Origin of the sequence: Pseudomonas sp. Je.1.5.c (assembly GCF_051129895.1) — a bacterium.
Taxonomy (GTDB): domain Bacteria; phylum Pseudomonadota; class Gammaproteobacteria; order Pseudomonadales; family Pseudomonadaceae; genus Aquipseudomonas; species Aquipseudomonas urmiensis.
Window position 1 is genome coordinate 124,301 of sequence record NZ_JBCPSP010000006.1, and the last position, 20,027, is coordinate 144,327.

The 20,027-nt window shown below is 62.0% G+C and carries 20 protein-coding genes; 14 read left to right on the plus strand and 6 right to left on the minus strand.

Going from position 1 to position 20,027, the window contains the following annotated elements; all coding sequences use genetic code 11:
• Positions 1–3 precede the first annotated feature (3 nt).
• The 3 genes from AAZU54_RS07505 to AAZU54_RS07515 all read right to left on the minus strand — a co-directional run bounded on the left by AAZU54_RS07505 (position 4) and on the right by AAZU54_RS07515 (position 2,986).
• Positions 4–462: a tripartite tricarboxylate transporter TctB family protein gene (locus AAZU54_RS07505; RefSeq protein WP_186556151.1), complete on the minus strand. Its 459-nt coding sequence runs from the start codon at positions 460–462 to the stop codon at positions 4–6.
• Between the two features lie 221 nt (positions 463–683).
• Positions 684–1,664, minus strand: coding sequence for a Bug family tripartite tricarboxylate transporter substrate binding protein (locus AAZU54_RS07510; RefSeq protein ID WP_264236280.1), 981 nt, complete (start codon positions 1,662–1,664; stop codon positions 684–686).
• Positions 1,665–1,696: 32 nt separating this feature from the next.
• On the minus strand, positions 1,697–2,986 hold the full coding sequence (locus tag AAZU54_RS07515; protein WP_434726923.1) for an OprD family porin: 1,290 nt from the start codon (positions 2,984–2,986) through the stop codon (positions 1,697–1,699).
• A 203-nt stretch (positions 2,987–3,189) separates the two neighbouring features.
• Between AAZU54_RS07515 and AAZU54_RS07520 the strand changes: the two genes are divergently transcribed.
• Positions 3,190–3,861, plus strand: coding sequence for a response regulator (locus AAZU54_RS07520; protein ID WP_186556154.1), 672 nt, complete (start codon positions 3,190–3,192; stop codon positions 3,859–3,861).
• Positions 3,854–5,233 (plus strand): sensor histidine kinase, encoded by a 1,380-nt coding sequence (locus AAZU54_RS07525; protein WP_186556155.1) that lies wholly within the window; start codon positions 3,854–3,856, stop codon positions 5,231–5,233. The genes AAZU54_RS07520 and AAZU54_RS07525 overlap by 8 nt, the downstream gene beginning before the upstream one ends.
• Positions 5,234–5,267: 34 nt before the next feature.
• On the opposite strand, the gene AAZU54_RS07530 is transcribed toward AAZU54_RS07525, so the two are convergent.
• On the minus strand, positions 5,268–6,074 hold the full coding sequence (locus AAZU54_RS07530; protein WP_186556156.1) for an HDOD domain-containing protein: 807 nt from the start codon (positions 6,072–6,074) through the stop codon (positions 5,268–5,270).
• Between the two features lie 51 nt (positions 6,075–6,125).
• Positions 6,126–7,067: a YgfZ/GcvT domain-containing protein gene (locus tag AAZU54_RS07535; protein ID WP_405129595.1), complete on the minus strand. Its 942-nt coding sequence runs from the start codon at positions 7,065–7,067 to the stop codon at positions 6,126–6,128.
• Positions 7,068–7,200: 133 nt separating this feature from the next.
• Here AAZU54_RS07535 and AAZU54_RS07540 point away from each other — a divergent pair, with 133 nt between their 5' ends.
• Positions 7,201–7,455 (plus strand): succinate dehydrogenase assembly factor 2, encoded by a 255-nt coding sequence (locus AAZU54_RS07540; RefSeq protein ID WP_186556158.1) that lies wholly within the window; start codon positions 7,201–7,203, stop codon positions 7,453–7,455.
• Positions 7,439–7,897 carry a protein YgfX gene (locus AAZU54_RS07545; protein ID WP_186556159.1) on the plus strand — a complete coding sequence of 153 codons (459 nt, stop codon included), beginning with the start codon at positions 7,439–7,441 and terminating at the stop codon, positions 7,895–7,897. The genes AAZU54_RS07540 and AAZU54_RS07545 overlap by 17 nt, the downstream gene beginning before the upstream one ends.
• Positions 7,898–7,913: 16 nt before the next feature.
• On the opposite strand, the gene nadB is transcribed toward AAZU54_RS07545, so the two are convergent.
• The gene (nadB, locus tag AAZU54_RS07550) at positions 7,914–9,518 is read right to left on the minus strand and encodes an L-aspartate oxidase (RefSeq protein ID WP_186556160.1); all 1,605 of its coding nucleotides are present in this window, start codon (positions 9,516–9,518) and stop codon (positions 7,914–7,916) included.
• Between the two features lie 437 nt (positions 9,519–9,955).
• On the opposite strand from nadB, the gene rpoE reads away from it, so the two are divergent.
• The 10 genes from rpoE to pdxJ all read left to right on the plus strand — a co-directional run bounded on the left by rpoE (position 9,956) and on the right by pdxJ (position 20,002).
• Positions 9,956–10,537 (plus strand): RNA polymerase sigma factor RpoE, encoded by a 582-nt coding sequence (rpoE, locus tag AAZU54_RS07555; protein WP_011535354.1) that lies wholly within the window; start codon positions 9,956–9,958, stop codon positions 10,535–10,537.
• Between the two features lie 31 nt (positions 10,538–10,568).
• A complete protein-coding gene (locus tag AAZU54_RS07560) occupies positions 10,569–11,159 on the plus strand; it encodes a sigma-E factor negative regulatory protein (RefSeq protein ID WP_186556161.1) in 591 nt (196 codons plus the stop codon).
• 11 nt (positions 11,160–11,170) lie between these two features.
• On the plus strand, positions 11,171–12,133 hold the full coding sequence (locus AAZU54_RS07565; RefSeq protein ID WP_186556162.1) for a MucB/RseB C-terminal domain-containing protein: 963 nt from the start codon (positions 11,171–11,173) through the stop codon (positions 12,131–12,133).
• A gap of 206 nt (positions 12,134–12,339) precedes the next feature.
• Positions 12,340–13,737, plus strand: a complete 1,398-nt coding sequence (locus AAZU54_RS07570; RefSeq protein ID WP_405129598.1) for a DegQ family serine endoprotease — start codon at positions 12,340–12,342, stop codon at positions 13,735–13,737.
• Between the two features lie 284 nt (positions 13,738–14,021).
• Positions 14,022–15,821: a translation elongation factor 4 gene (gene lepA / locus AAZU54_RS07575; RefSeq protein WP_186556164.1), complete on the plus strand. Its 1,800-nt coding sequence runs from the start codon at positions 14,022–14,024 to the stop codon at positions 15,819–15,821.
• Between the two features lie 5 nt (positions 15,822–15,826).
• Positions 15,827–16,681: a signal peptidase I gene (lepB, locus tag AAZU54_RS07580; RefSeq protein WP_186556165.1), complete on the plus strand. Its 855-nt coding sequence runs from the start codon at positions 15,827–15,829 to the stop codon at positions 16,679–16,681.
• 164 nt (positions 16,682–16,845) lie between these two features.
• Positions 16,846–17,535: a ribonuclease III gene (gene rnc / locus AAZU54_RS07585; RefSeq protein WP_186556166.1), complete on the plus strand. Its 690-nt coding sequence runs from the start codon at positions 16,846–16,848 to the stop codon at positions 17,533–17,535.
• Positions 17,528–18,430, plus strand: coding sequence for a GTPase Era (gene era, locus AAZU54_RS07590; RefSeq protein WP_186556167.1), 903 nt, complete (start codon positions 17,528–17,530; stop codon positions 18,428–18,430). Before rnc ends, era begins: the two co-directional genes overlap by 8 nt.
• A gap of 104 nt (positions 18,431–18,534) precedes the next feature.
• Positions 18,535–19,218 carry a DNA repair protein RecO gene (recO, locus tag AAZU54_RS07595; RefSeq protein WP_434726924.1) on the plus strand — a complete coding sequence of 228 codons (684 nt, stop codon included), beginning with the start codon at positions 18,535–18,537 and terminating at the stop codon, positions 19,216–19,218.
• Between the two features lie 61 nt (positions 19,219–19,279).
• On the plus strand, positions 19,280–20,002 hold the full coding sequence (pdxJ, locus tag AAZU54_RS07600; protein WP_189661898.1) for a pyridoxine 5'-phosphate synthase: 723 nt from the start codon (positions 19,280–19,282) through the stop codon (positions 20,000–20,002).
• The last annotated feature ends 25 nt before the right edge of the window (positions 20,003–20,027 follow it).

Sequence of the window (20,027 nt, forward strand, 5' to 3'; positions counted from 1 at the left end):
GTGTCAGTTCTCCAGAACGTCAAGCAGGCCAAGGGGCAGGGGCACGTCCATCACGCGGTCGAACAGCCAGTACAGGAACAGGCTCATGCCCACCACGACGATCGCGCTGTGCAGCCAGCGGCCGCCATACAGACGGGCCATCGGCACGCCGACCAGGATCGCGCTGAGCACGAAGCCCAGGGCCTCGAAGGTGCTGGCGAAGACGATCAGCAGGCCCACGCAGGCGGTGATCTTGAGCAGGGTTTCGCGGTCCAGTGGTGGCTCGTCGTCCTTGTGCACGATGGGCGTGGGGCGAATGGCCAGGTACAACAGGCCCAGGCTCATCAGGCCGAGCATCAGCAAGGGATAGGCGCGTGGGCCTACCGGTTCATAGGAAAACGCGGCCTGGTAAGGCCAGGCCATCACTGCCAGGGCGGCGCAGAGCGCCAGCAGAATGAGGGCGAACAGGCGTTGCAGGATCATCAAGGAATCCTCGATACGGGTATTCGGGCACGGTGCCGGCCTTTAGGGCGGGTTGCTGCTGAGGTTCTGGAGCCGCTGTGCGGCTCTTCGCGGGCAAGCCCGCTCCCACAGGGACCGCGTCGGTCTGAAGAACTGTGGGAGCGGGCTGGCCCGCGAAGGGCTGCATAGCAGCCCCAAAGCGGCCAACACCAGTCTTAAGCAAGGGCACCCAGCAGGTTCACTTACTGGATCAACCCAAATTCCCGGGCTAGCGCCTTGTAGTCAGCAACCTGCTTCTTCACATAGCCATCGAGCTCTTCACCGGTCATGGCGAACGGGAACAGCTCACGCTGGTCACGCAGCTTGGCGAACTCTTCGGATTTGAGCAGCGTGTCGAACGAGGCTTTCCACCAGGCGTAGTCCTCATCGCTGACCTTTGGCCCCAGGTAGAAGCCGCGTACCACCGGCCAGACAATGTCGTAGCCCTGTTCCTTGGCGGTGGGGATGTTCTTCATTTCGGGCTCGTCCAGGCGGTTCTCGGAGAACACCGCAAGGATGCGCATGTTGCCGCTCTGGATATGCGGCATGGAGTCGGAAATGTCAGTGGAGCCGACCTGAATGTGTCCGCCGAGCAGTGCGGTGGCGATTTCGCCGCCGCCTTCCAGGGCTACGTAACGCAAGTCGCGCGGGTTGATTCCGGCAGCCTTGGCGATCAGCGCGGTCTGCATCCAGTCCTGGCTACCGACGGTGCCGCCGGAGCCGATCACCACTTTGCTCGGATCTTTCTTCAAGGCCGCGACCAAATCGTCGAGGTTCTTGTAGGGCGAATCGTTTTTCACCGCAATGGCGCCATAGCTGGTGCCTACCGCCGCCAGCCATTTCACCGCGTTCTCGTCGAAGCGGCCGAACTTGCCTTGGGCCAGGTTGAGCAACGAGCCACTGGACCAGGCCACCAGGGTGCCGGCATCGCCCGGGCGCTGGGCGACTACGGCGTTGTAGGCCACCGCGCCGACACCGCCAGGCATGTAGGTGACGCGCATCGGTTTGCTGAGGATCTTCTCGTTGACCAGGGCGCTTTGCACCAGCTTGCAGGTCAGGTCGAAGCCGCCGCCAGGGGAGGCCGGGGCAATACATTCGGGGCGTTTCGGTTCAGCGGCCAGGGCGTTGCCGGCGAGCAGCAGGCAGCCAGTGGCGAGGACGAGGCGGCGCAGTGAAAAGGTCATCGTCTATCTCCGTGAGCATTGTTGTTATTGGGTTACCACAGCGCCACGCTGTAGCTCACCAGCAGCCGAACTTCGTCGGCGTCGCGGGCAAAATTGGAGCGGAAGGTGGCGTTTCGCAGGCGCACGGCGACGTTTTTCAACGGGCCGCTTTGTACCACGTACTTGAACTCGGTGTTGCGTTCCCACTCCTTGCCCTCGCTGCCATCGGCGCGGCTGACGTTGTCGCCGCTGATGTAACGGGTCATGAAGGTCAGGCCGGGAATGCCTAAGGAGGCGAAGTTGTAGTCGTAGCGCAGTTGCCAGGAGTGCTCGTCAGCCCCGGCGAAGTCATTGATCTGGACGAAGTTGACCAGGTACGGGTCGGCGCCATCGACATAGGGGAAGGCGCTGTCGCCGGACAAATGCTGGTACGCGCCGCTGACCTTGTGCCCGCCCAGGGCGTAGCTGAGCATGCCGTTGGCAGTGGTGTTGTCGATCTTGCCGGCACGGGCCTGGCCTTGGTCGTCGCTGATCGCCAGGCGCAGGTCGGCGCCGAAAGTGCCCGGGCCCCAGGGCTGGGTGGCGACCATGCCGACGAAGTGCTGGCGATAGATATCGTCGAGTTGGGCGACGTGGTAGCTGCCGGTGATGCGATCGCTGAACTTATAGTCAAGGCCGGCCAGGTCGTAGTTGTCGGCGGCGAAGGTGCCACCGAAACGGCCGTTCTTGTTGTTGAGGGCGATGTCTTCCCAGTTGGTGTCGTTGCGGTCCTTGGCTTTTTCCAGGCGCCCACCGGTGATGGTCAGGTCGCTGATCTCGTTGGAGGTCAGCAGGCCGCCCTGGAAGGTTTGCGGCAGGATGCGGCCATCGTTGGGCTGCAGGGTGGGCAGTTCAGGAATCAGCGAGCCGACCTTCAGCTCGGTCTTCGATACCTTGACCTTGCCGGTCAGGCCCAGCTTGGAATACTCGTCGGCAGCCTTGCCGTCATCATGGGTCGGCAGCAGGCCGGTGTCGGTGCGGTCTTTACTGGAGTCGAGCTTGACGCCGACCATCCCCAGCGCGTCCAAGCCAAAACCGACGGTGCCTTCGGTGTAGCCGGACTCGAAGTTGAGCATGAAGCCCTGGGCCCACTCGTCGCGCTTGGACTGCTGGCTGCTGGTGCCGTCACGGAAGTCGCGATTGAAGTACATGTTGCGGGTTTCGAAGGTGGCGCTGCTGTCTTCGAAGAATGCGGCCTGGCTGACAGGAGCGACACTGGCAAGCGCAAAGGCGCTGGCGAGGGCAGACGGACGGGTGCGAAGGGAACGGGTGGGCGCGAACGCCTGCGGCTGTGCTTGCAGCATCGAGGATGACTCCGTTTATTGTTCTTATCGGTTTGCACCTTGCTGGTGCTTATAGTCGGCGCATGGAGCGACCGTGGTGCGATGCTAGGTAACCAACCTTTCGCTAACCTTTCAGGGTGAAAGGAAACGCTCGGGGGCTTCACAGTCTCGATGACGGCGGTACACTCCGCGCCACCCGACCTAACCAAGCAGGGAGAAAACCGATGCGAGTGCTGCTGGTCGAAGACCACCTGCAACTGGCCGAAAGCGTGGCCCAGGCGCTCAAGAGTCATGGGCTGACCGTGGACGTGTTGCACGACGGCATCGCCGCCGACCTGGCCTTGGCCAGCGAGGAGTACGCGGTGGCCGTGCTCGACGTCGGCTTGCCGCGCATGGACGGCTTCGAGGTGCTGGCCCGCCTGCGCGCGCGCGGCAAAACCCTGCCGGTGCTGATGCTCACCGCGCGCAGTGACGTCAAGGATCGGGTCCATGGGCTGAACCTGGGCGCTGACGACTACCTGGCCAAGCCGTTCGAGCTCACCGAGCTTGAGGCGCGGGTCAAGGCGCTGCTGCGCCGCAGTGTGTTGGGCGGCGAGCGCCAACAACGTTGCGGCCCGCTGGTGTACGACCTGGATACCCGCCGCTTCAGCTTGGGTGAAGAGCACCTGGCGCTGACGTCGCGTGAGCAGGGTGTGCTCGAAGCGCTGATCGCCCGGCCGGGTCGGGTGATGAGCAAAGAACAGGTGGCCGCCCAGGTGTTCGGTCTGGATGAGGACGCCAGCCCCGACGCCATAGAAATCTACATCCACCGCCTGCGCAAGAAGCTCGATGGCCATCCGGTGGCGATCGTGACCTTCCGTGGCCTTGGCTATCTGCTCGAGCACCGCGATGCGTGACAGCACCAGCCTGCGCGGACGCCTGCTGGCCAACCTGGCGTTGTTGCTGGTGGTGCTGATGCTGGCCAGCGGCCTGAGCGCCTACTGGAACGGTCGCGAGGCCGCCGACACCGCCTATGACCGAACCTTGCTGGCCTCGGCGCGGACCATTGCCGCGGGCCTGTCGCAGCGTGACGGCACCTTGAGCGCTGATGTGCCCTACGTGGCATTGGACACCTTCGCCTACGACAGCGCCGGACGCATCTACTACCAAGTGTTGGATATTCACCAGCGGCTGATCTCCGGTTACGAGAACCTGCCGCCACCGCCACCCGGTACGCCACGCACGGACGACTATCCAGCCCTGGCGCGCTTCTACAACGCCACCTATCTGGGCCAGGACGTGCGCGTGGTCAGTTTGCTCAAGCCGGTCAGCGAGCCGAACATGAATGGCATGGCCGAGATTCGGGTGGCCGAGACCGAAGAGGCGCGGGTGAGCATGGCGCGCGGGTTGATGGCCGACACCCTGCTGCGCCTGGGGATGCTGGCGCTGGGGGCATTGGTGATGGTCTGGTTTGCCATCAGCGCCGCGCTGCGCCCGCTGGAGCGCTTGCGCACGGCGGTGGAAGAACGTCAGCCTGATGACCTGCGAGCGTTGCCGGTGGTCCAGGTGCAGCGCGAGCTAGGTCCGCTGGTGCGGGCGCTCAACCACTTTACCGAGCGTCTGCGCGGCCAGTTCGAACGTCAGGCACAATTTATCGCCGATGCCGCCCATGAGTTGCGAACGCCCTTGGCGGCGCTCAAGGCGCGGGTCGAATTGGGTCTGCGCTCGCACGAGCCGCAGGAATGGCGCCAGACCCTGGAGTCTGCCGCACAAGGCACTGACCGGCTGACCCACTTGGCCAACCAGTTGTTATCCCTGGCGCGGGTGGAGAATGGCGCGCGGGCGATTGCCGAGGGCGGTGCCCAGCGCTTGGACCTGAGTCAGTTGGCGCGCGACTTGGGTATGGCCATGGCGCCGCTGGCCCATGCCCGGGGTGTGTCTCTGGCGCTGGAGGCCGAGTCGCCTGTGTGGCTCAGGGGTGAGCCAACCCTGCTCAACGAACTGTTGAGCAATCTGGTCGACAACGCCCTGGCCCATACACCTGCAGGTGGCAACGTGATCCTGCGGGTGCTGGCGCCGGCGGTTCTTGAAGTCGAAGACGATGGCCCGGGGATTCCCGAGGACGAGCGCGAGCGGGTGTTTGAGCGCTTCTATCGGCGCAGCGCGCAGGGCAGTGGCCTGGGCTTGGCGATCGTTGGCGAGATCTGCCGTGCGCATTTGGCGCAGATCAGTTTGCACGATGGCCAGAATGGCGGCTTGAAGGTGCGGGTGAGCTTCATCGCCGACTAGATGCGACACGCTCCCACGAGCCAACTCTGCGGCGTTAGCGCAACATACTCCGCGCCTCAAGCAGATCCGCCACATCCAGCTCGGTCCCATAAGGCAGCCCCAGGTGCCGATAAGCGGGCAGGGCGGCCAGGGGGCGGCTGCGGCCGCGTTGGCTCAGGCAGCGGGCGATCTGCACGATGTCGATGTAGTCGACCTTGTCCGTGCGCCGGTCCAGGTCCTGAACTTCGCTCGGCAGCTTGACCAACTGCTCGGGAAACTCCCAGGCGCTGAGAATCTTGTCGCCCAAGGCGGGTTGAATCTGCTCGATCACGTAATGCAGGCAGACCGGGTCCGACAACAGCTCATTGTGCTCTTCGGCGTAGATCAATACCGGCAATGCGCCGATCTGATGCACTAAGCCGCCAAGGGTGGCCTGGTCAGGCTTGAGCTGGGTGTAGCGCCGACTCAGCTCATAGCTGATGCCTGCCACTTCCAGGCTATTGGCCCAGATATCCCGCAGCTTCTGTTCCACCGCCGGTGAGCGGGCATGGAAGATCTGCTCGATCACTAGGCCAATGGCCAGGTTGCAGCTGTAGTTGATGCCCAGGCGGGTAATCGCGGTGTGCAGGTCGGTGACCTCGACGGCGGCGCGCAACAGGGGGCTGTTGACCACCTTGATCAGGCGCGCCGACAGCGCGGCGTCGCGGCCGATCACCTTGCTCAACGCGGCCACGCTGATTTCGCTGTCCTCGGCGGCCTCGCGGATGCTCAGGGCGACTTCCGGCAGGGTCGGCAAGACCAAGTCATCGTTGTCGATGGCTGCGAGCAACTGCGCTTGAACCATCTCGGCCAGCTTGTTCATGGATTTCTCTACCGCAATGGGGCGGCCCCGCTTGTGGGCGGGGCGGGCTGGTCAGCGTTGGATTTCCCGGTCGCGGTCCAGTTCGTAAGGCAGGCTCAGCAGGGTCAGGCGTGGGCCTTCTGGGCTGCCCAGGTGCAGGTTGTCGTCCTCTACCGAATCGGCGGTCAGCACTGCCAGCAGTTCGCAACCAGCGTGGGCGTGGGCGGCAATCACCACTTCGCCGACCGAGGAGCTGTGAGTGGGCGAAAACACTTCGGTGCCGGGCGCAGGGATCTCATCCTGGGCCAGGGCCAGGCGATACTGGCGGCGCTTGAGCTTGCCCAGGTACTGCATGCGGGCGACGATTTCCTGGCCGGTGTAGCAGCCTTTCTTGAAGCTCACGCCGCCGACAGCCTGCAGGTTGATCATCTGCGGGATGAACAGCTCGCGGGTCTGCTCCATCACCTGGCCGATACCGGCGCGGATCTGGCCCAGCAGCCAATCGTTGAGGCTGCCTTCGGGCAAGCTGGCGGCGAGTCGTTCGCGCACGGCGGCGGCTTGTTCGGCAGGAGCCCAGAGCTCCACACGTCCAGGCGAGACAGCAACAGCGATCAAGCCCTCATGACGAACGGTAGCGCCAGCATCGCCAGGCGCTGCCAGACCCAAGGCGTGCAGGGCCGCGTCGCCTTGTTCAAGACCAAAGCGAACCCAGGCCGCGCTTTCGTCGGTCAGGCTGGCCTTGGAGAACACCGCGTACTTTTTCAAGTCAGCAAGCTGCGCCTCGAGCAGGCCGCTGGCCATCGCCAGCAAAAAGCCGTTGCCCTCGGGCAGGATGCGGAAGCTCGACTGCATGCGGCCCTTGACCATGCACCGAGCGCCAAGGCTCGATTGCTCCTGGCTCAGGTAGTTGAGGTTGCAGGTCAATTGGCCTTGCAGGAATTTGCCCGCGTCGGAGCCGCGGACGGCGAGAATGCCCTCGTGGGACAGGGGGCAGAAGAAAGCAGAGTCGGCCATGGGTCATCGCGGTTACTAAAGACTGGCGGCCATCATAGAACGCCGGTAACAAAATAGGTAGGTGACTAGACCAACGCCTTGTGCCGCTGGCTTCGCCGCGCTGTATACTGGCCGGCCATTCGAGGAGGGCCCCATGGTCGAACAAACTGAACTCAACCGGCTTTTCTGGCACAGCCGCCGCGGCATGCTGGAACTGGACGTGCTGCTGGTGCCATTCACCCAGGAGGTCTATCCCACGCTGAGCGAAGTGGACCGCGAGCTGTATGTTCGCCTGCTCTCCTGCGAAGATCAGGACATGTTCGGCTGGTTCATGGAGCGCACCGAATCGGAAGATCCAGAGCTGCAACGCATGGTTCGCATCATCTTGGACCGTGTCCAGCCCAAGTGAACACTTCGAATGCCGTTGGCAGGGCTCGCGCCTGTTGCTGACGGCGTATCTGGCATGTCAGGCGCTGGCGCTCATGGCCCTCTGGCTGAGTGCGCTGCCCTGGTGGCTGACAATAGTGGTTTTGTTGATCGGCATTGCCCACGCTCGTTGGGCCATTCCCCGGCGAATTCTTCTGACGCACCCCGAGGCCATCACCGGTCTACGCCGCGATCCGCAGGGTTGGCGGCTGTTCAGCCGTGCTCATGGCTGGCAGCCTGTGCGGTTACTGCCTGACAGTATTGCCTTGCCGCGCCTAGTGGTGTTGCGTTTCGTGCGCGAAGGACGGCGTATCAGTCAAAGTCAGTGCATCCCCAAAGACGCGCTGGGGGTGGATCAGCATCGGCGCTTACGCCTGCGGCTGAAGTTCAGCCGCAGACGTTGGGCGCCGATAGCCAGCAGATAACGTGGCGTGTCTTGCTTCAGCGTGGGTCCAGAACAGTGTCACGCGCTTCAGGCAGCATTCCTGGATAGTCCAGGGTGTAATGCAATCCCCGGCTTTCCTTGCGCTGCATGGCCGAACGAATCATCAGCTCCGCAACTTGTGCCAGGTTGCGCAACTCGATCAAATCGCGGCTGACCTTGTAGTTGCTGTAGAACTCATCGATCTCATCGAGCAGCAACCGCACCCGGTGCTCCGCCCGCTGTAGGCGCTTGTTGGTGCGCACGATCCCCACATAGTCCCACATGAACCGGCGCAGCTCGTCCCAGTTGTGGGCAATGATCACATCTTCGTCCGAGTCGGTGACCTGGCTGGCATCCCAGCAGGGCAGGGCGGTCGGCATGCTGATCTGCTCAAGATGCGCCTCGATGTCTGCCGCAGCCGAGCGACCATAGACAAAGCACTCCAACAGCGAGTTGCTGGCCATGCGGTTGGCGCCGTGCAGGCCGGTAAAGCTGGTCTCGCCAATGGCGTACAGGCCCGGCACATCGGTATGACCGCGATCATCGACCATGACCCCGCCGCAGGTGTAATGGGCGGCCGGCACCACTGGGATGGGCTGGCGGGTAATGTCGATGCCGAAGGTCAGGCAGCGCTCATAGACTGTGGGGAAGTGGCTCTTGATGAAATCAGCCGGCTTGTGGGTGATGTCCAGATAGACGCAATCCACGCCCAGGCGCTTCATCTCGTGGTCGATCGCGCGGGCGACGATATCGCGTGGGGCCAGCTCTTCACGCGGGTCAAAGCGCGGCATGAAGCGTTCGCCATTGGGCAGTCGCAGCAGGGCGCCTTCGCCGCGCAGGGCCTCGGTTACCAGGAAGCTCTTGGCCTGTGGGTGGTACAGGCAGGTCGGATGAAACTGGTTGAACTCAAGGTTGGCCACCCGACAGCCGGCGCGCCAGGCCATGGCGATGCCATCGCCGCAGGCACCGTCGGGATTGCTGGTATACAGATAGACCTTGGCTGCGCCGCCCGTGGCCAGCACCGTGAAGCGTGCGCCAAAGGTGTCGACCTCGCCGGTATTGCGGTCAAGCACGTAGGCACCCAGGCAGCGTTGGCCATCCAGGCCCAGGCGCCGTTCGGTGATCAGGTCGACCGCCACCCGCTGTTCCAGCAAGGCAATGTTCGAGCGCTTGCGGGCTTGTTCCAGCAGGGTGGTGAAGATTGCCGCGCCAGTGGCGTCGGCGGCATGGATGATGCGTCGGTGGCTATGACCGCCTTCGCGGGTCAGGTGAAACTCGAAACCGCCGTCGTCGACGCTGGCATGCTCGTCGCGGGTGAAAGGCACGCCTTGCTCGATCAGCCACTCGATGGCTTCGCGGCTGTGCTCGACGGTGAAGCGCACGGCGTCTTCGTTGCACAGGCCGCCGCCGGCATTGAGCGTGTCCTCGACATGCGATTGCACGGTATCGGTGTCGTCCAGCACCGCTGCGACCCCACCCTGAGCCCAGAACGTCGAGCCATTGGCCAGGTCGCCCTTGCTCAAGATGGCAATGCGCAGGTGGCTGGGAAGGTTGAGGGCCAGGCTCAGGCCAGCTGCACCACTGCCGATCACCAGGACATCATGTTGGAATTGTTGGCTCATGTCGGGACACTAGTAATCTGGGGTAGGGGAACGGCACAATAGTCATGCGCAGATGGCATTGTGAAACTATCGTGAAACATAGCCGGGTTGCCTTTATAGCAGCCCCAGGCGCCTGATTTCCAATGGCGCTTGCGTAGCGATGGTGATCTTCGTGGGAACTTTCCGACATGCCGGGAAATCCTATGAAGGCTGCCCATACGCCACAAATGCCAAGGCGACGCAGGGCGGTAGCTCGATCCGGGCTGACACCTGCGTATTCGAGACCCGATTATCGACGCAGCCGGCCGTGACCGCGCTGTGTGTTTTTCGTGCGAGCCGACCAGAGGCCGCAGGAAACTTGCTTGGAGGGGAGAACTTTTGCGCAAAGCCCGAGTCTATGGTTGCAAGCCTGAACGATGGCTGTGGCAACGCTCCTTCGAGTTCACTGAGGAGTGTTCATGCTAACCCAGGAAGAGGATCAGCAGCTTGTTGAGCGCGTACAGCGCGGCGACAGGCGAGCGTTCGATCTGTTGGTGCTGAAGTATCAGCACAAGATTCTCGGGTTGATCGTGCGTTTCGTACACGACACCCATGAAGCCCAGGATGTAGCGCAGGAAGCCTTTATCAAGGCGTACCGAGCGCTTGGAAATTTCCGCGGAGACAGTGCGTTTTATACCTGGCTGTACCGCATCGCCATCAATACGGCGAAAAACTATCTGGTGTCCCGTGGTAGACGGCCCCCAGACAGCGATGTGAGCTCCGAGGATGCGGAGTTTTACGACGGCGATCATGGTCTCAAGGATCTCGAGTCCCCAGAGCGCTCGTTGTTGCGGGATGAAATCGAAGGCACCGTCCATCGCACCATCCAGCAACTGCCAGAAGATCTACGCACTGCTCTAACTTTGCGTGAATTTGATGGTCTGAGTTACGAGGACATTGCGAGCGTCATGCAATGTCCGGTGGGTACCGTGCGCTCTCGAATCTTCCGCGCTCGGGAGGCCATTGATAAAGCCCTGCAGCCGTTGTTGCAGGAATCCTGAGACAGCGGCGACAGCCAAGAGAGGAACCGCCATGAGTCGTGAAGCTTTGCAGGAATCGCTGTCCGCGGTGATGGATAACGAAGCGGACGAACTGGAATTGCGTCGGGTGCTCAGCGCCGTCGATGACGCAGACACCCGTGCCACCTGGTCGCGTTACCAGGTTGCCCGCGCAGCGATGCACAAGGAACTGCTGCTGCCTAAGCTGGATATCGCCTCGGCGGTGTCTGCAGCACTGGCTGATGAAGCCGTGCCGGCCAAGGTCAAGCAGGGCCCATGGCGTAGCATCGGCCGTCTGGCTGTAGCTGCCTCGGTGACCGTTGCGGTGCTGGCAGGTGTACGCCTGTACAACCAAGATGAAATCACCGGTAGCGAACTGGCTGCCCAGCAACCGGCACAGCAAGGTCTGAGCATGCCGCAAACACAAGGCCCAGCTGTATTGGCAGGCTATAGTGAAAGCAGTGAGCAACCGACCGGGCCAATGGCCAATGGTGTGCTGCAGAACCAGGCCGGCTGGGATCAGCGTCTGCCAGGCTACCTGCGTCAGCACGCCCAGGAATCTGCGCTCAAGGGCACTGAAACCGCTCTGCCATACGCCCGCGCTGCCAGCCTGGAAAACCGCTAGTAAGGAGGATCATGCGCGCGCTACCTCTCCTGTCGCTGCTACTAGGCAGCTGCATGACGGTGCCAGCGTTGGCAGCCAACTCCTCGCCTGAGGCGAGTGAGTGGTTGAACAAGCTGGCACGAGCCGAGCAAGTACAGAGTTACCAGGGTTCCTTCGTTTACGAACGTAACGGCAGCTTCTCTTCCCACGATATCTGGCACCGTGTGCACAATGGCACGGTCAGCGAGCGGCTGTTGCAGCTCGATGGCGCGGCCCAGGAAATCGTGCGCGTCGATGGCAAGGTGCAGTGCGTTAGCGGGGCTCTGGCCAGCGGGGTGGCAACGCCACCTGACTCTGCGCCGCGCATGCTCGATCCGCTCAAGCTGATGAGCTGGTACGACTTGAGGGTTGCGGGTAAATCCCGGGTCGCTGATCGCGATGCGGTGATTGTCACGCTTACTCCCCGCGACCAGCATCGTTACGCCTTCGAATTACATCTGGACCGTGAGACTGGATTGCCCCTGCGCTCGTTGATGCTCAACGACAAGGGCCAGTTGCTCGAGCGCTTCCAGATGACCCGTTTGGATACCACCGCCCCAAGCGATCAAGAGCTGCATGCCAGTGCCTCGTGCAAGCCTGTCCAGTCAGTTGCCTCGGCGTCTGGCGGTTCTACGGCGGCTTGGCGCTCAGACTGGCTGCCGCCAGGCTTCGAGCTGATCAACAGCTCCAGCCGGCGCGACGCTTCGCGCAACAGTACGGTCAGCAGCTTGATGTATGACGACGGTCTGGCGCGCTTCTCTGTGTTCCTGGAGCCGGTCAAGGGCAGCTCGGGCAACGATATTCGAACCCAGTTAGGCCCAACCGTGGCCGTTTCGCGCCAACTCAACACGCCCAATGGCAAAGTCATGGTGACCGTGGTTGGAGAGATTCCTTTGGGTACCGCCGAACGTGTGGCATTGTCCATGCGGGCGCAGGATGCTCAGGCGCGTCAGTAATGACCTTCAGCGCCCTTTCATCAGCCCCGAAAACACGGGGCTGAAATGAAATTAAAGCATTGTCATTTGCAATCCCCTCGTAAATTTTCTATAGGTCAGACTTCTTGAGGTCTGGCCTTGCCTGCGTCAGCAGGGGTCTTACTGCTAACTACGCTCGTTGTGACGGGAGCCGTATGTCAATACCACGCTTGAAATCCTATCTGTCGATGTTCGCCGCCGTGCTCATGCTCGGTCAGGTGCTCAGCGCTCAGGCCGAAGAAGCCCTGCCGGACTTCACTACCCTGGTGGAGCAGGCCTCGCCGGCCGTGGTCAACATCAGTACCAAACAGAAGCTGCCGGACCGCCTCGCCGCCGGGACCATGCCCGATCTCGAAGGGCTGCCACCGATGTTCCGCGAGTTCTTCGAGCGCAATATGCCGCAACAGCCGCGTTCGCCGCGTGGCGACCGCCAGCGTGAAGCGCAGTCGCTCGGCTCGGGCTTCATCATTTCCAGTGATGGCTACGTGCTGACCAACAACCATGTCGTGGCCGACGCCGACGAAATCATCGTGCGCCTGTCCGATCGCAGCGAGCTGCAGGCCAAGCTGGTCGGTACCGATCCGCGCACCGACGTGGCCCTGCTCAAGGTCGAAGGCAAAAACCTGCCAACGGTAAAGCTGGGCGACTCCGAGAAGCTCAAGGTCGGGGAGTGGGTGCTGGCCATCGGTTCGCCGTTTGGCTTCGATCATTCGGTGACCAAAGGGATCGTCAGCGCCAAGGGTCGTACCCTGCCTAACGACACCTATGTGCCGTTCATCCAGACTGACGTGGCGATCAACCCAGGTAACTCCGGTGGCCCGCTGTTCAACATGAAAGGCGAAGTGGTCGGCATCAACTCGCAGATCTTCACCCGCTCCGGGGGCTTCATGGGCCTGTCCTTCGCTATCCCGATCGACGTGGCGCTGGATGTCTCCAACCAACTGAAGAAAGACGGCAAGGTCAACCGCGGCTGGCTCGGCGTGGTGATCCAGGAGGTCAACAAAGACCTGGCAGAATCGTTTGGCCTCGACAAACCAGCCGGTGCCTTGGTCGCTCAGGTTCTGGAAGACGGCCCGGCTGCCAAAGGTGGCCTGCAGGTCGGTGATGTAATCCTCAGCATGAATGGTCAGCCGATCGTCATGTCGGCCGATCTGCCGCACTTGGTCGGCAGCCTCAAGGACGGCGCCAAGGCCAAGCTTGAGATCATCCGCAACGGCAAGCGGCAGAACCTCGATGTCACCGTCGGCGCACTGCCGGAAGATGACGCCGATATTGGTACCGGTGCCCAAGGCGGCGCCGAGCGCAGCAGCAACCGTCTGGGCGTCTCGGTGACTGACCTGACCGCCGAGCAGAAAAAATCGCTTGAGCTCAAGGGTGGTGTGGTCATCAAGGAAGTTCAGGACGGCCCTGCGGCGCTGATCGGTCTGCGTCCGGGCGACGTCATCAGCCACCTGAACAACCAGGCGATCAGCAACGCCAAGGAGTTCACCGAGATCGCCAAGGGCCTGCCGAAGAACCGTTCGGTGTCCATGCGCGTTCTGCGTCAGGGGCGCGCCAGCTTCATCACCTTCAAACTGGCTGAATAATCCGGTAACAAGGTAGGAAAGGGCAGCTTCGGCTGCCCTTTTTCGTCGCTGATTGAACGTTTCATGCACTGTGGGAGCGGGCTTGCCCCGCGATTGCGAGCGACCAAGCCCCCTCTCTACTTGATCAGCCGGCAATCGCGGGGGCGCAAGCCCGCTCCCACGCTTCAGCACGTAGATGCCATGACTGCCGATCAGGAATCTCCCATAAGCCATCGGCTTAAGGTACAATTCCCGGCTATTTTTCGGCGGGCGTCCGGCTCGCAGCCTTTTCCGAGTGTTGACCCGTGAGTGATTTGAGTCATATCCGCAATTTCTCCATCATCGCCCACATCGACCATGGCAAGTCGACGCTGGCCGACCGTTTCATCCAGATGTGCGGTGGCCTGTCGGCGCGCGAAATGGAAGCCCAGGTCCTGGACTCCATGGACCTGGAGCGCGAGCGCGGTATTACCATCAAGGCCCACAGCGTCACGCTGCATTACAAGGCCCAGGACGGCAAGACCTACCAGCTGAACTTCATTGACACCCCCGGCCACGTCGACTTCACCTATGAAGTCAGCCGTTCGCTGGCCGCCTGTGAGGGCGCGCTGCTGGTGGTGGACGCCGGTCAAGGTGTCGAAGCACAGTCGGTCGCCAACTGCTACACCGCCATCGAGCAAGGCCTGGAAGTCATGCCAGTGCTGAACAAGATGGACCTGCCCCAGGCCGACCCGGACCGCGTCAAGGACGAGATCGAGAAGATCATCGGCATCGACGCTACCGACGCCGTGGCTTGCAGCGCCAAGAGCGGCATGGGCGTCGACGAAGTGCTCGAACGCCTGGTACAGACCATTCCTGCCCCCGAAGGCGATATCGACGCGCCCCTGCAAGCGCTGATCATCGACTCCTGGTTCGACAACTACCTTGGGGTCGTGTCGCTGGTGCGTGTGCGCCATGGTCGGGTGAAGAAGGGCGACAAGATTCTGGTCAAGTCCACCGGCAAGGTGCACCTGGTCGACAGCGTCGGTGTATTCACCCCCAAGCACACCCAGACCGCAGACCTCAAGGCTGGCGAAGTGGGCTTCATCATCGCCAGCATCAAAGACATTCATGGTGCACCGGTCGGTGACACCCTGACCCTGTCCGCTACCCCTGAAGTCGAAGTATTGCCAGGCTTCAAGAAGATCCAACCGCAGGTGTATGCCGGCCTGTTCCCGGTCAGTTCCGACGATTTCGAGGATTTCCGCGACGCGTTGCAGAAACTGACCCTGAACGACTCGTCGCTGCAATACCTGCCGGAAAGCTCCGACGCACTGGGCTTCGGCTTCCGTTGCGGCTTCCTCGGCATGCTGCACATGGAAATCATCCAGGAGCGCCTGGAGCGCGAATACGACCTGGACCTGATCACCACCGCGCCAAGCGTAATCTTCGAGGTCAAGCTCAAGACCGGCGAAACCATCTACGTCGACAACCCGTCCAAGCTGCCGGACGTGTCGTCGGTCGAAGATTTCCGCGAGCCGATCGTGCAGGCCAACATCCTCGTGCCGCAAGAGCACCTGGGTAACGTCATCACCCTGTGCATCGAGAAGCGTGGCGTGCAGCGCGACATGCAGTTCCTCGGCTCGCAGGTGCAGGTGCGTTATGACCTGCCGATGAACGAGGTGGTGCTGGACTTCTTCGACCGCCTGAAGTCGACCAGCCGCGGTTATGCCTCGCTGGACTATCATTTCGATCGCTACCAGTCGGCCAACCTGGTCAAACTGGACGTGCTGATCAACGGCGACAAGGTCGACGCCCTGGCACTGATCGTGCACCGCGATAACGCGCACTACAAAGGTCGTGCGTTGACCGAGAAGATGAAGGAACTGATTCCTCGGCAGATGTTCGACGTTGCGATCCAGGCCGCCATTGGCGGGCAGATCGTTGCGCGTACCACTGTCAAGGCGCTCAGAAAGAACGTACTGGCCAAGTGCTACGGTGGTGACGTTAGCCGTAAACGCAAGCTGCTGGAGAAGCAGAAGGCCGGTAAGAAACGCATGAAACAGGTGGGCAATGTGGAGATTCCACAAGAGGCCTTCCTCGCCGTGCTCAGGTTGGATAGCTAGGTCCTATGTCGCTAAATTTCCCGCTGTTGCTCGTCATCGCCGTCGCAGTCTGTGGCTTGTTGGGTCTGATCGACCTGCTGTTCCTGGCCCCGCGCCGGCGCGCAGCGATCGCCAACTACCAGGGCAGTGTCACTCAGCCCGAAATGGCTGTGGTCGAGAAGCTGAACAAGGAGCCGTTGCTGGTCGAGTACGGCAAGTCGTTCTTCCCGGTGCTGTTCATCGTGCTGGTATTGCGCTCGTTCTTGGTCGAGCCGTTCCAGATCCCTTCCGGGTCGATGAAACCGACCCTGGAAGTCGGCGACTTCATCCTGGTGAACAAGTTCTCCTACGGCATTCGTCTGCCGGTGATCGATAAAAAGGTCATCGACGTGGGTGATCCGCAGCGCGGGGACGTGATGGTGTTCCGCTATCCAAGCGACCCGAACGTCAACTACATCAAGCGCGTGGTCGGCCTGCCGGGCGACCAGATCCGCTATACCAGCGACAAGCGTTTGTATGTCAACGGTCAGCCGGTCGCCGAGCAGTTGGTCGGTACCGAGCCAGGCACCCTGGGCAGCGCTGAGCTGTACAAGGAAAAGCTGGGCGAGACCGAGCACCTGATCCGCAAGGAGATGAGCCGCTATCGCATGCCGCCGGACCAGCAATGGACCGTGCCGGCTGGCCATTACTTCATGATGGGCGACAACCGCGACAACTCCAACGACAGCCGTTACTGGGATGACCCGAACATTCCTAAAGAGCTGCACGGCATGGTCCCGGACCGCAACATCGTCGGCAAGGCCTTCGCGGTCTGGATGAGCTGGCCAGAGCCCAAGCTCAGCCATATGCCCAACCTGTCGCGGGTCGGCCTGATCCATTGATACCCATCGGCGTTGTCTGACAGACAGCGCCGAATGCTTTTCTGACATAGGCTGTGTTCTCAGGGATCGGGAGATTTCGCCACCTGAACAGGGGCGATCCACAGCAAAACAGTCTTTCAGGATGTTGATTTGAACAACGCGTTGAATAACCCACGGGTGGCCGCATGAGTGCTCCCCTTGAACGCCTGGAGCGCAAGCTCGGCTACACCTTCAAGAACAAGGACCAGATGCTCCTGGCCCTGAGCCATCGCAGCTACGCCGGGCGCAATAACGAGCGTCTGGAGTTTCTCGGCGATGCCATTCTCAACTTCGTCGCTGGCGAGGCGCTGTTCGAGCGCTTCCCACAAGCGCGCGAAGGCCAGCTGTCGCGCCTGCGCGCACGCCTGGTCAAGGGTGAAACCCTGGCCCGTCTGGCCCGCGGCTTTGACCTGGGCGAATACCTGCGCCTGGGTTCGGGCGAGCTCAAGAGTGGCGGTTTTCGCCGCGAATCGATCCTCGCCGATGCCCTCGAAGCGCTGATCGGCGCCATTTATCTGGACGCCGACATGGAGACTGCGCGTGAGCGCATCCTGGCCTGGCTGACCGATGAATTCGAGAGCCTGACGCTGGTCGACACCAACAAAGACCCCAAGACCCGCCTGCAGGAGTTCCTGCAGTCGCGGGCCTGTGAGTTGCCACGTTACGAAGTGGTCGACATCCAGGGCGAACCTCACTGCCGCACCTTCTTCGTCGAATGCGAAGTGGTGCTGCTGAACAACAAGAGCCGTGGCCAGGGCGTCAGCCGGCGTATCGCCGAGCAAGTCGCCGCGGCTTCTGCATTGATCGCCCTGGGCGTGGAGAATGGCAATGACTGAGAACAACCCAACCCGCTGCGGTTACGTAGCCATCGTGGGTCGCCCCAACGTGGGCAAGTCGACCTTGCTCAACCACATCCTCGGGCAAAAGCTGGCGATCACCTCGCGCAAGCCGCAGACCACCCGGCACAACATGCTCGGGATCAAGACCGAAGGTGATGTGCAGGCGATCTACGTCGACACCCCGGGCATGCACAAGGCCAACGACAAAGCGCTCAACCGCTACATGAACCGCACCGCCTCGGCCGCCCTCAAGGACGTCGACGTGGTTATTTTCGTGGTCGACCGTACCCGCTGGACCGAAGAAGATCAGCTGGTGCTCGAGCGGGTGCAGTACGTGACCGGCCCGTTGATCCTGGCGGTCAACAAGACCGACCGGATGGAGGAGAAGGCCGAGCTGATCCCGCACCTGAAATGGCTGCAGGAGCAGTTGCCGAACGCCGAGATCGTGCCAATCTCCGCGCAGCAAGGGCACAACCTCGAATCGCTCGAGGCGCTGATCGCCAAGCACCTGCCGGAAAACGAGCACTTCTTCCCTGAAGACCAGATCACCGACCGCAGCAGCCGCTTCCTCGCCGCTGAGCTGGTGCGCGAGAAGATCATGCGCCAGCTCGGTGCCGAGCTGCCGTACCAGATCACCGTCGAGATCGAAGAGTTCAAGCAGCAGGGTCATGTGCTGCACATCCATGCATTGATCCTGGTCGAGCGAGATGGCCAGAAGAAGATCATCATTGGCGACAAGGGCGAGCGCATCAAGCGCATCGGCTCTGACGCGCGCAAGGACATGGAAACCCTGTTCGACGCCAAGGTCATGCTCAACCTGTGGGTCAAGGTCAAAGGCGGCTGGTCCGATGACGAACGCGCCCTGCGTTCGCTGGGCTACGGCGACCTGTAAGCCTTACGCTCCGCCTTTGCTCCTGTGGGAGCGGGCTTGCCCCGCGATGGCGATCGCAGGGCAAGCCCGCTCCCACAGTTATTTCTGACATCGAGTGCTCTGTGATGGAACAACCCGCCGCCCAGCCGGCCTTCGTGCTCCACAGCCGCGCCTACAAGGAAAGCAGTGCGCTGGTGGACTTGCTCACCCCGCAGGGGCGGGTGCGAGCGGTGCTGCGCCGGGCGCGGGGCAAGGGTGGCAGCCTGGTGCGCTGTTTCGTGCCGCTGGAAGTCGAGCTGCGCGGGCGCGGCGAGCTGAAGAACGTCGGCCGCCTGGACAGCGTGGGGATTGCCGCCTGGCTGCATGGCGACGCCTTGTTCAGCGGTTTGTACCTCAATGAGTTGCTGATGCGCCTGCTGCCTGCCGAAGCGCCTCATCCGGCGTTATTCGAGCATTACGCATTGACCTTGCAAGCGCTCGGCGAAGGCCGGCCCTTGGAGCCGCTGCTGCGCGCCTTCGAATGGCGCCTGCTCGACGAGCTCGGTTACGCCTTCGCGCTGGATCACGACATCAACGACACCCCGATTGCCGCCGAAGGCCTGTATCGCTTGCAAGTGGACGCAGGCCTTGAGCGCGTCGAGCTGCTGCAGCCCGGATTGTTCAAGGGTGAAGAGCTGCTGGCCCTGGCTGAAGCGAACTGGGAAGCCCCCGGCGCACTGCTGGCTGCCAAGCGCCTGATGCGTCAGGCGCTGGCGGTACACCTGGGGCCAAAGCCGCTGGTCAGTCGGGAACTGTTTCGCAAGCGCTAAGCACGTCGTATGCTGTGTGGCTCAATCTTCAGGAGAGCCTTTCGTGACTCACAGCAACCGCATGCTTCTTGGCGTCAACATCGACCACGTGGCGACCCTGCGCCAGGCCCGCGGCACCCGCTACCCAGACCCGGTCAAGGCTGCCCTGGATGCCGAGGAGGCAGGCGCAGACGGCATCACCGTACACCTGCGCGAAGACCGCCGGCATATCCAGGAGCGTGATGTGCTGGTACTCAAGGACGTGCTGCAAACGCGCATGAACTTCGAGATGGGCGTCACTGAAGAGATGATGCTGTTCGCCGAAAAAATCCGCCCGGCGCATATCTGCCTGGTCCCCGAAACCCGTCAGGAACTGACCACCGAAGGTGGCCTGGACGTGGCTGGGCAAGAAGCGCGGATCAAGGCTGCAGTTGAGCGCCTGTCGCGTACTGGCGCTGAAGTCTCGCTGTTCATCGACGCCGATGAGCGCCAGATCGAAGCCTCGCGTCGTGTCGGCGCGCCTGCGATCGAGTTGCACACCGGCCGCTATGCTGACGCCCAAACCCCGACCGAGGTGGCTGAAGAGCTCAAGCGCATCGTCGATGGCGTCGCCTTTGGCGTGGGCCAGGGCCTGATCGTCAACGCCGGCCACGGCCTGCATTACCACAACGTCGAAGCGGTAGCGGCGATCAAGGGCATCAACGAGCTGAACATTGGTCATGCGCTGGTCGCACATGCGCTGTTCGTTGGCTTCAAGGCGGCGGTGGCCGAGATGAAAGCGCTGATTGTCCAGGCATCGCGCTAAGCAAGCCTAGGCGCAATCGCCTAGC

What these genes read in the sequence shown, in the direction of transcription:
- AAZU54_RS07560 (WP_186556161.1), top strand. Translation starts at nt 10,569, where the DNA reads ATGAGTCGTGAAGCTTTGCAGGAATCGCTGTCCGCGGTGATGGATAAC.
- AAZU54_RS07505 (WP_186556151.1), bottom strand. Translation starts at nt 462, where the DNA reads ATGATCCTGCAACGCCTGTTCGCCCTCATTCTGCTGGCGCTCTGCGCC.
- AAZU54_RS07570 (WP_405129598.1), top strand. Translation starts at nt 12,340, where the DNA reads ATGTTCGCCGCCGTGCTCATGCTCGGTCAGGTGCTCAGCGCTCAGGCC.
- rpoE (WP_011535354.1), top strand. Translation starts at nt 9,956, where the DNA reads ATGCTAACCCAGGAAGAGGATCAGCAGCTTGTTGAGCGCGTACAGCGC.
- nadB (WP_186556160.1), bottom strand. Translation starts at nt 9,518, where the DNA reads ATGAGCCAACAATTCCAACATGATGTCCTGGTGATCGGCAGTGGTGCA.
- rnc (WP_186556166.1), top strand. Translation starts at nt 16,846, where the DNA reads ATGAGTGCTCCCCTTGAACGCCTGGAGCGCAAGCTCGGCTACACCTTC.
- AAZU54_RS07520 (WP_186556154.1), top strand. Translation starts at nt 3,190, where the DNA reads ATGCGAGTGCTGCTGGTCGAAGACCACCTGCAACTGGCCGAAAGCGTG.
- recO (WP_434726924.1), top strand. Translation starts at nt 18,535, where the DNA reads ATGGAACAACCCGCCGCCCAGCCGGCCTTCGTGCTCCACAGCCGCGCC.
- AAZU54_RS07540 (WP_186556158.1), top strand. Translation starts at nt 7,201, where the DNA reads ATGGTCGAACAAACTGAACTCAACCGGCTTTTCTGGCACAGCCGCCGC.
- pdxJ (WP_189661898.1), top strand. Translation starts at nt 19,280, where the DNA reads ATGCTTCTTGGCGTCAACATCGACCACGTGGCGACCCTGCGCCAGGCC.
- era (WP_186556167.1), top strand. Translation starts at nt 17,528, where the DNA reads ATGACTGAGAACAACCCAACCCGCTGCGGTTACGTAGCCATCGTGGGT.
- AAZU54_RS07565 (WP_186556162.1), top strand. Translation starts at nt 11,171, where the DNA reads ATGCGCGCGCTACCTCTCCTGTCGCTGCTACTAGGCAGCTGCATGACG.
- AAZU54_RS07535 (WP_405129595.1), bottom strand. Translation starts at nt 7,067, where the DNA reads ATGGCCGACTCTGCTTTCTTCTGCCCCCTGTCCCACGAGGGCATTCTC.
- AAZU54_RS07525 (WP_186556155.1), top strand. Translation starts at nt 3,854, where the DNA reads ATGCGTGACAGCACCAGCCTGCGCGGACGCCTGCTGGCCAACCTGGCG.
- AAZU54_RS07510 (WP_264236280.1), bottom strand. Translation starts at nt 1,664, where the DNA reads ATGACCTTTTCACTGCGCCGCCTCGTCCTCGCCACTGGCTGCCTGCTG.
- lepB (WP_186556165.1), top strand. Translation starts at nt 15,827, where the DNA reads ATGTCGCTAAATTTCCCGCTGTTGCTCGTCATCGCCGTCGCAGTCTGT.
- AAZU54_RS07515 (WP_434726923.1), bottom strand. Translation starts at nt 2,986, where the DNA reads ATGCTGCAAGCACAGCCGCAGGCGTTCGCGCCCACCCGTTCCCTTCGC.
- AAZU54_RS07530 (WP_186556156.1), bottom strand. Translation starts at nt 6,074, where the DNA reads ATGAACAAGCTGGCCGAGATGGTTCAAGCGCAGTTGCTCGCAGCCATC.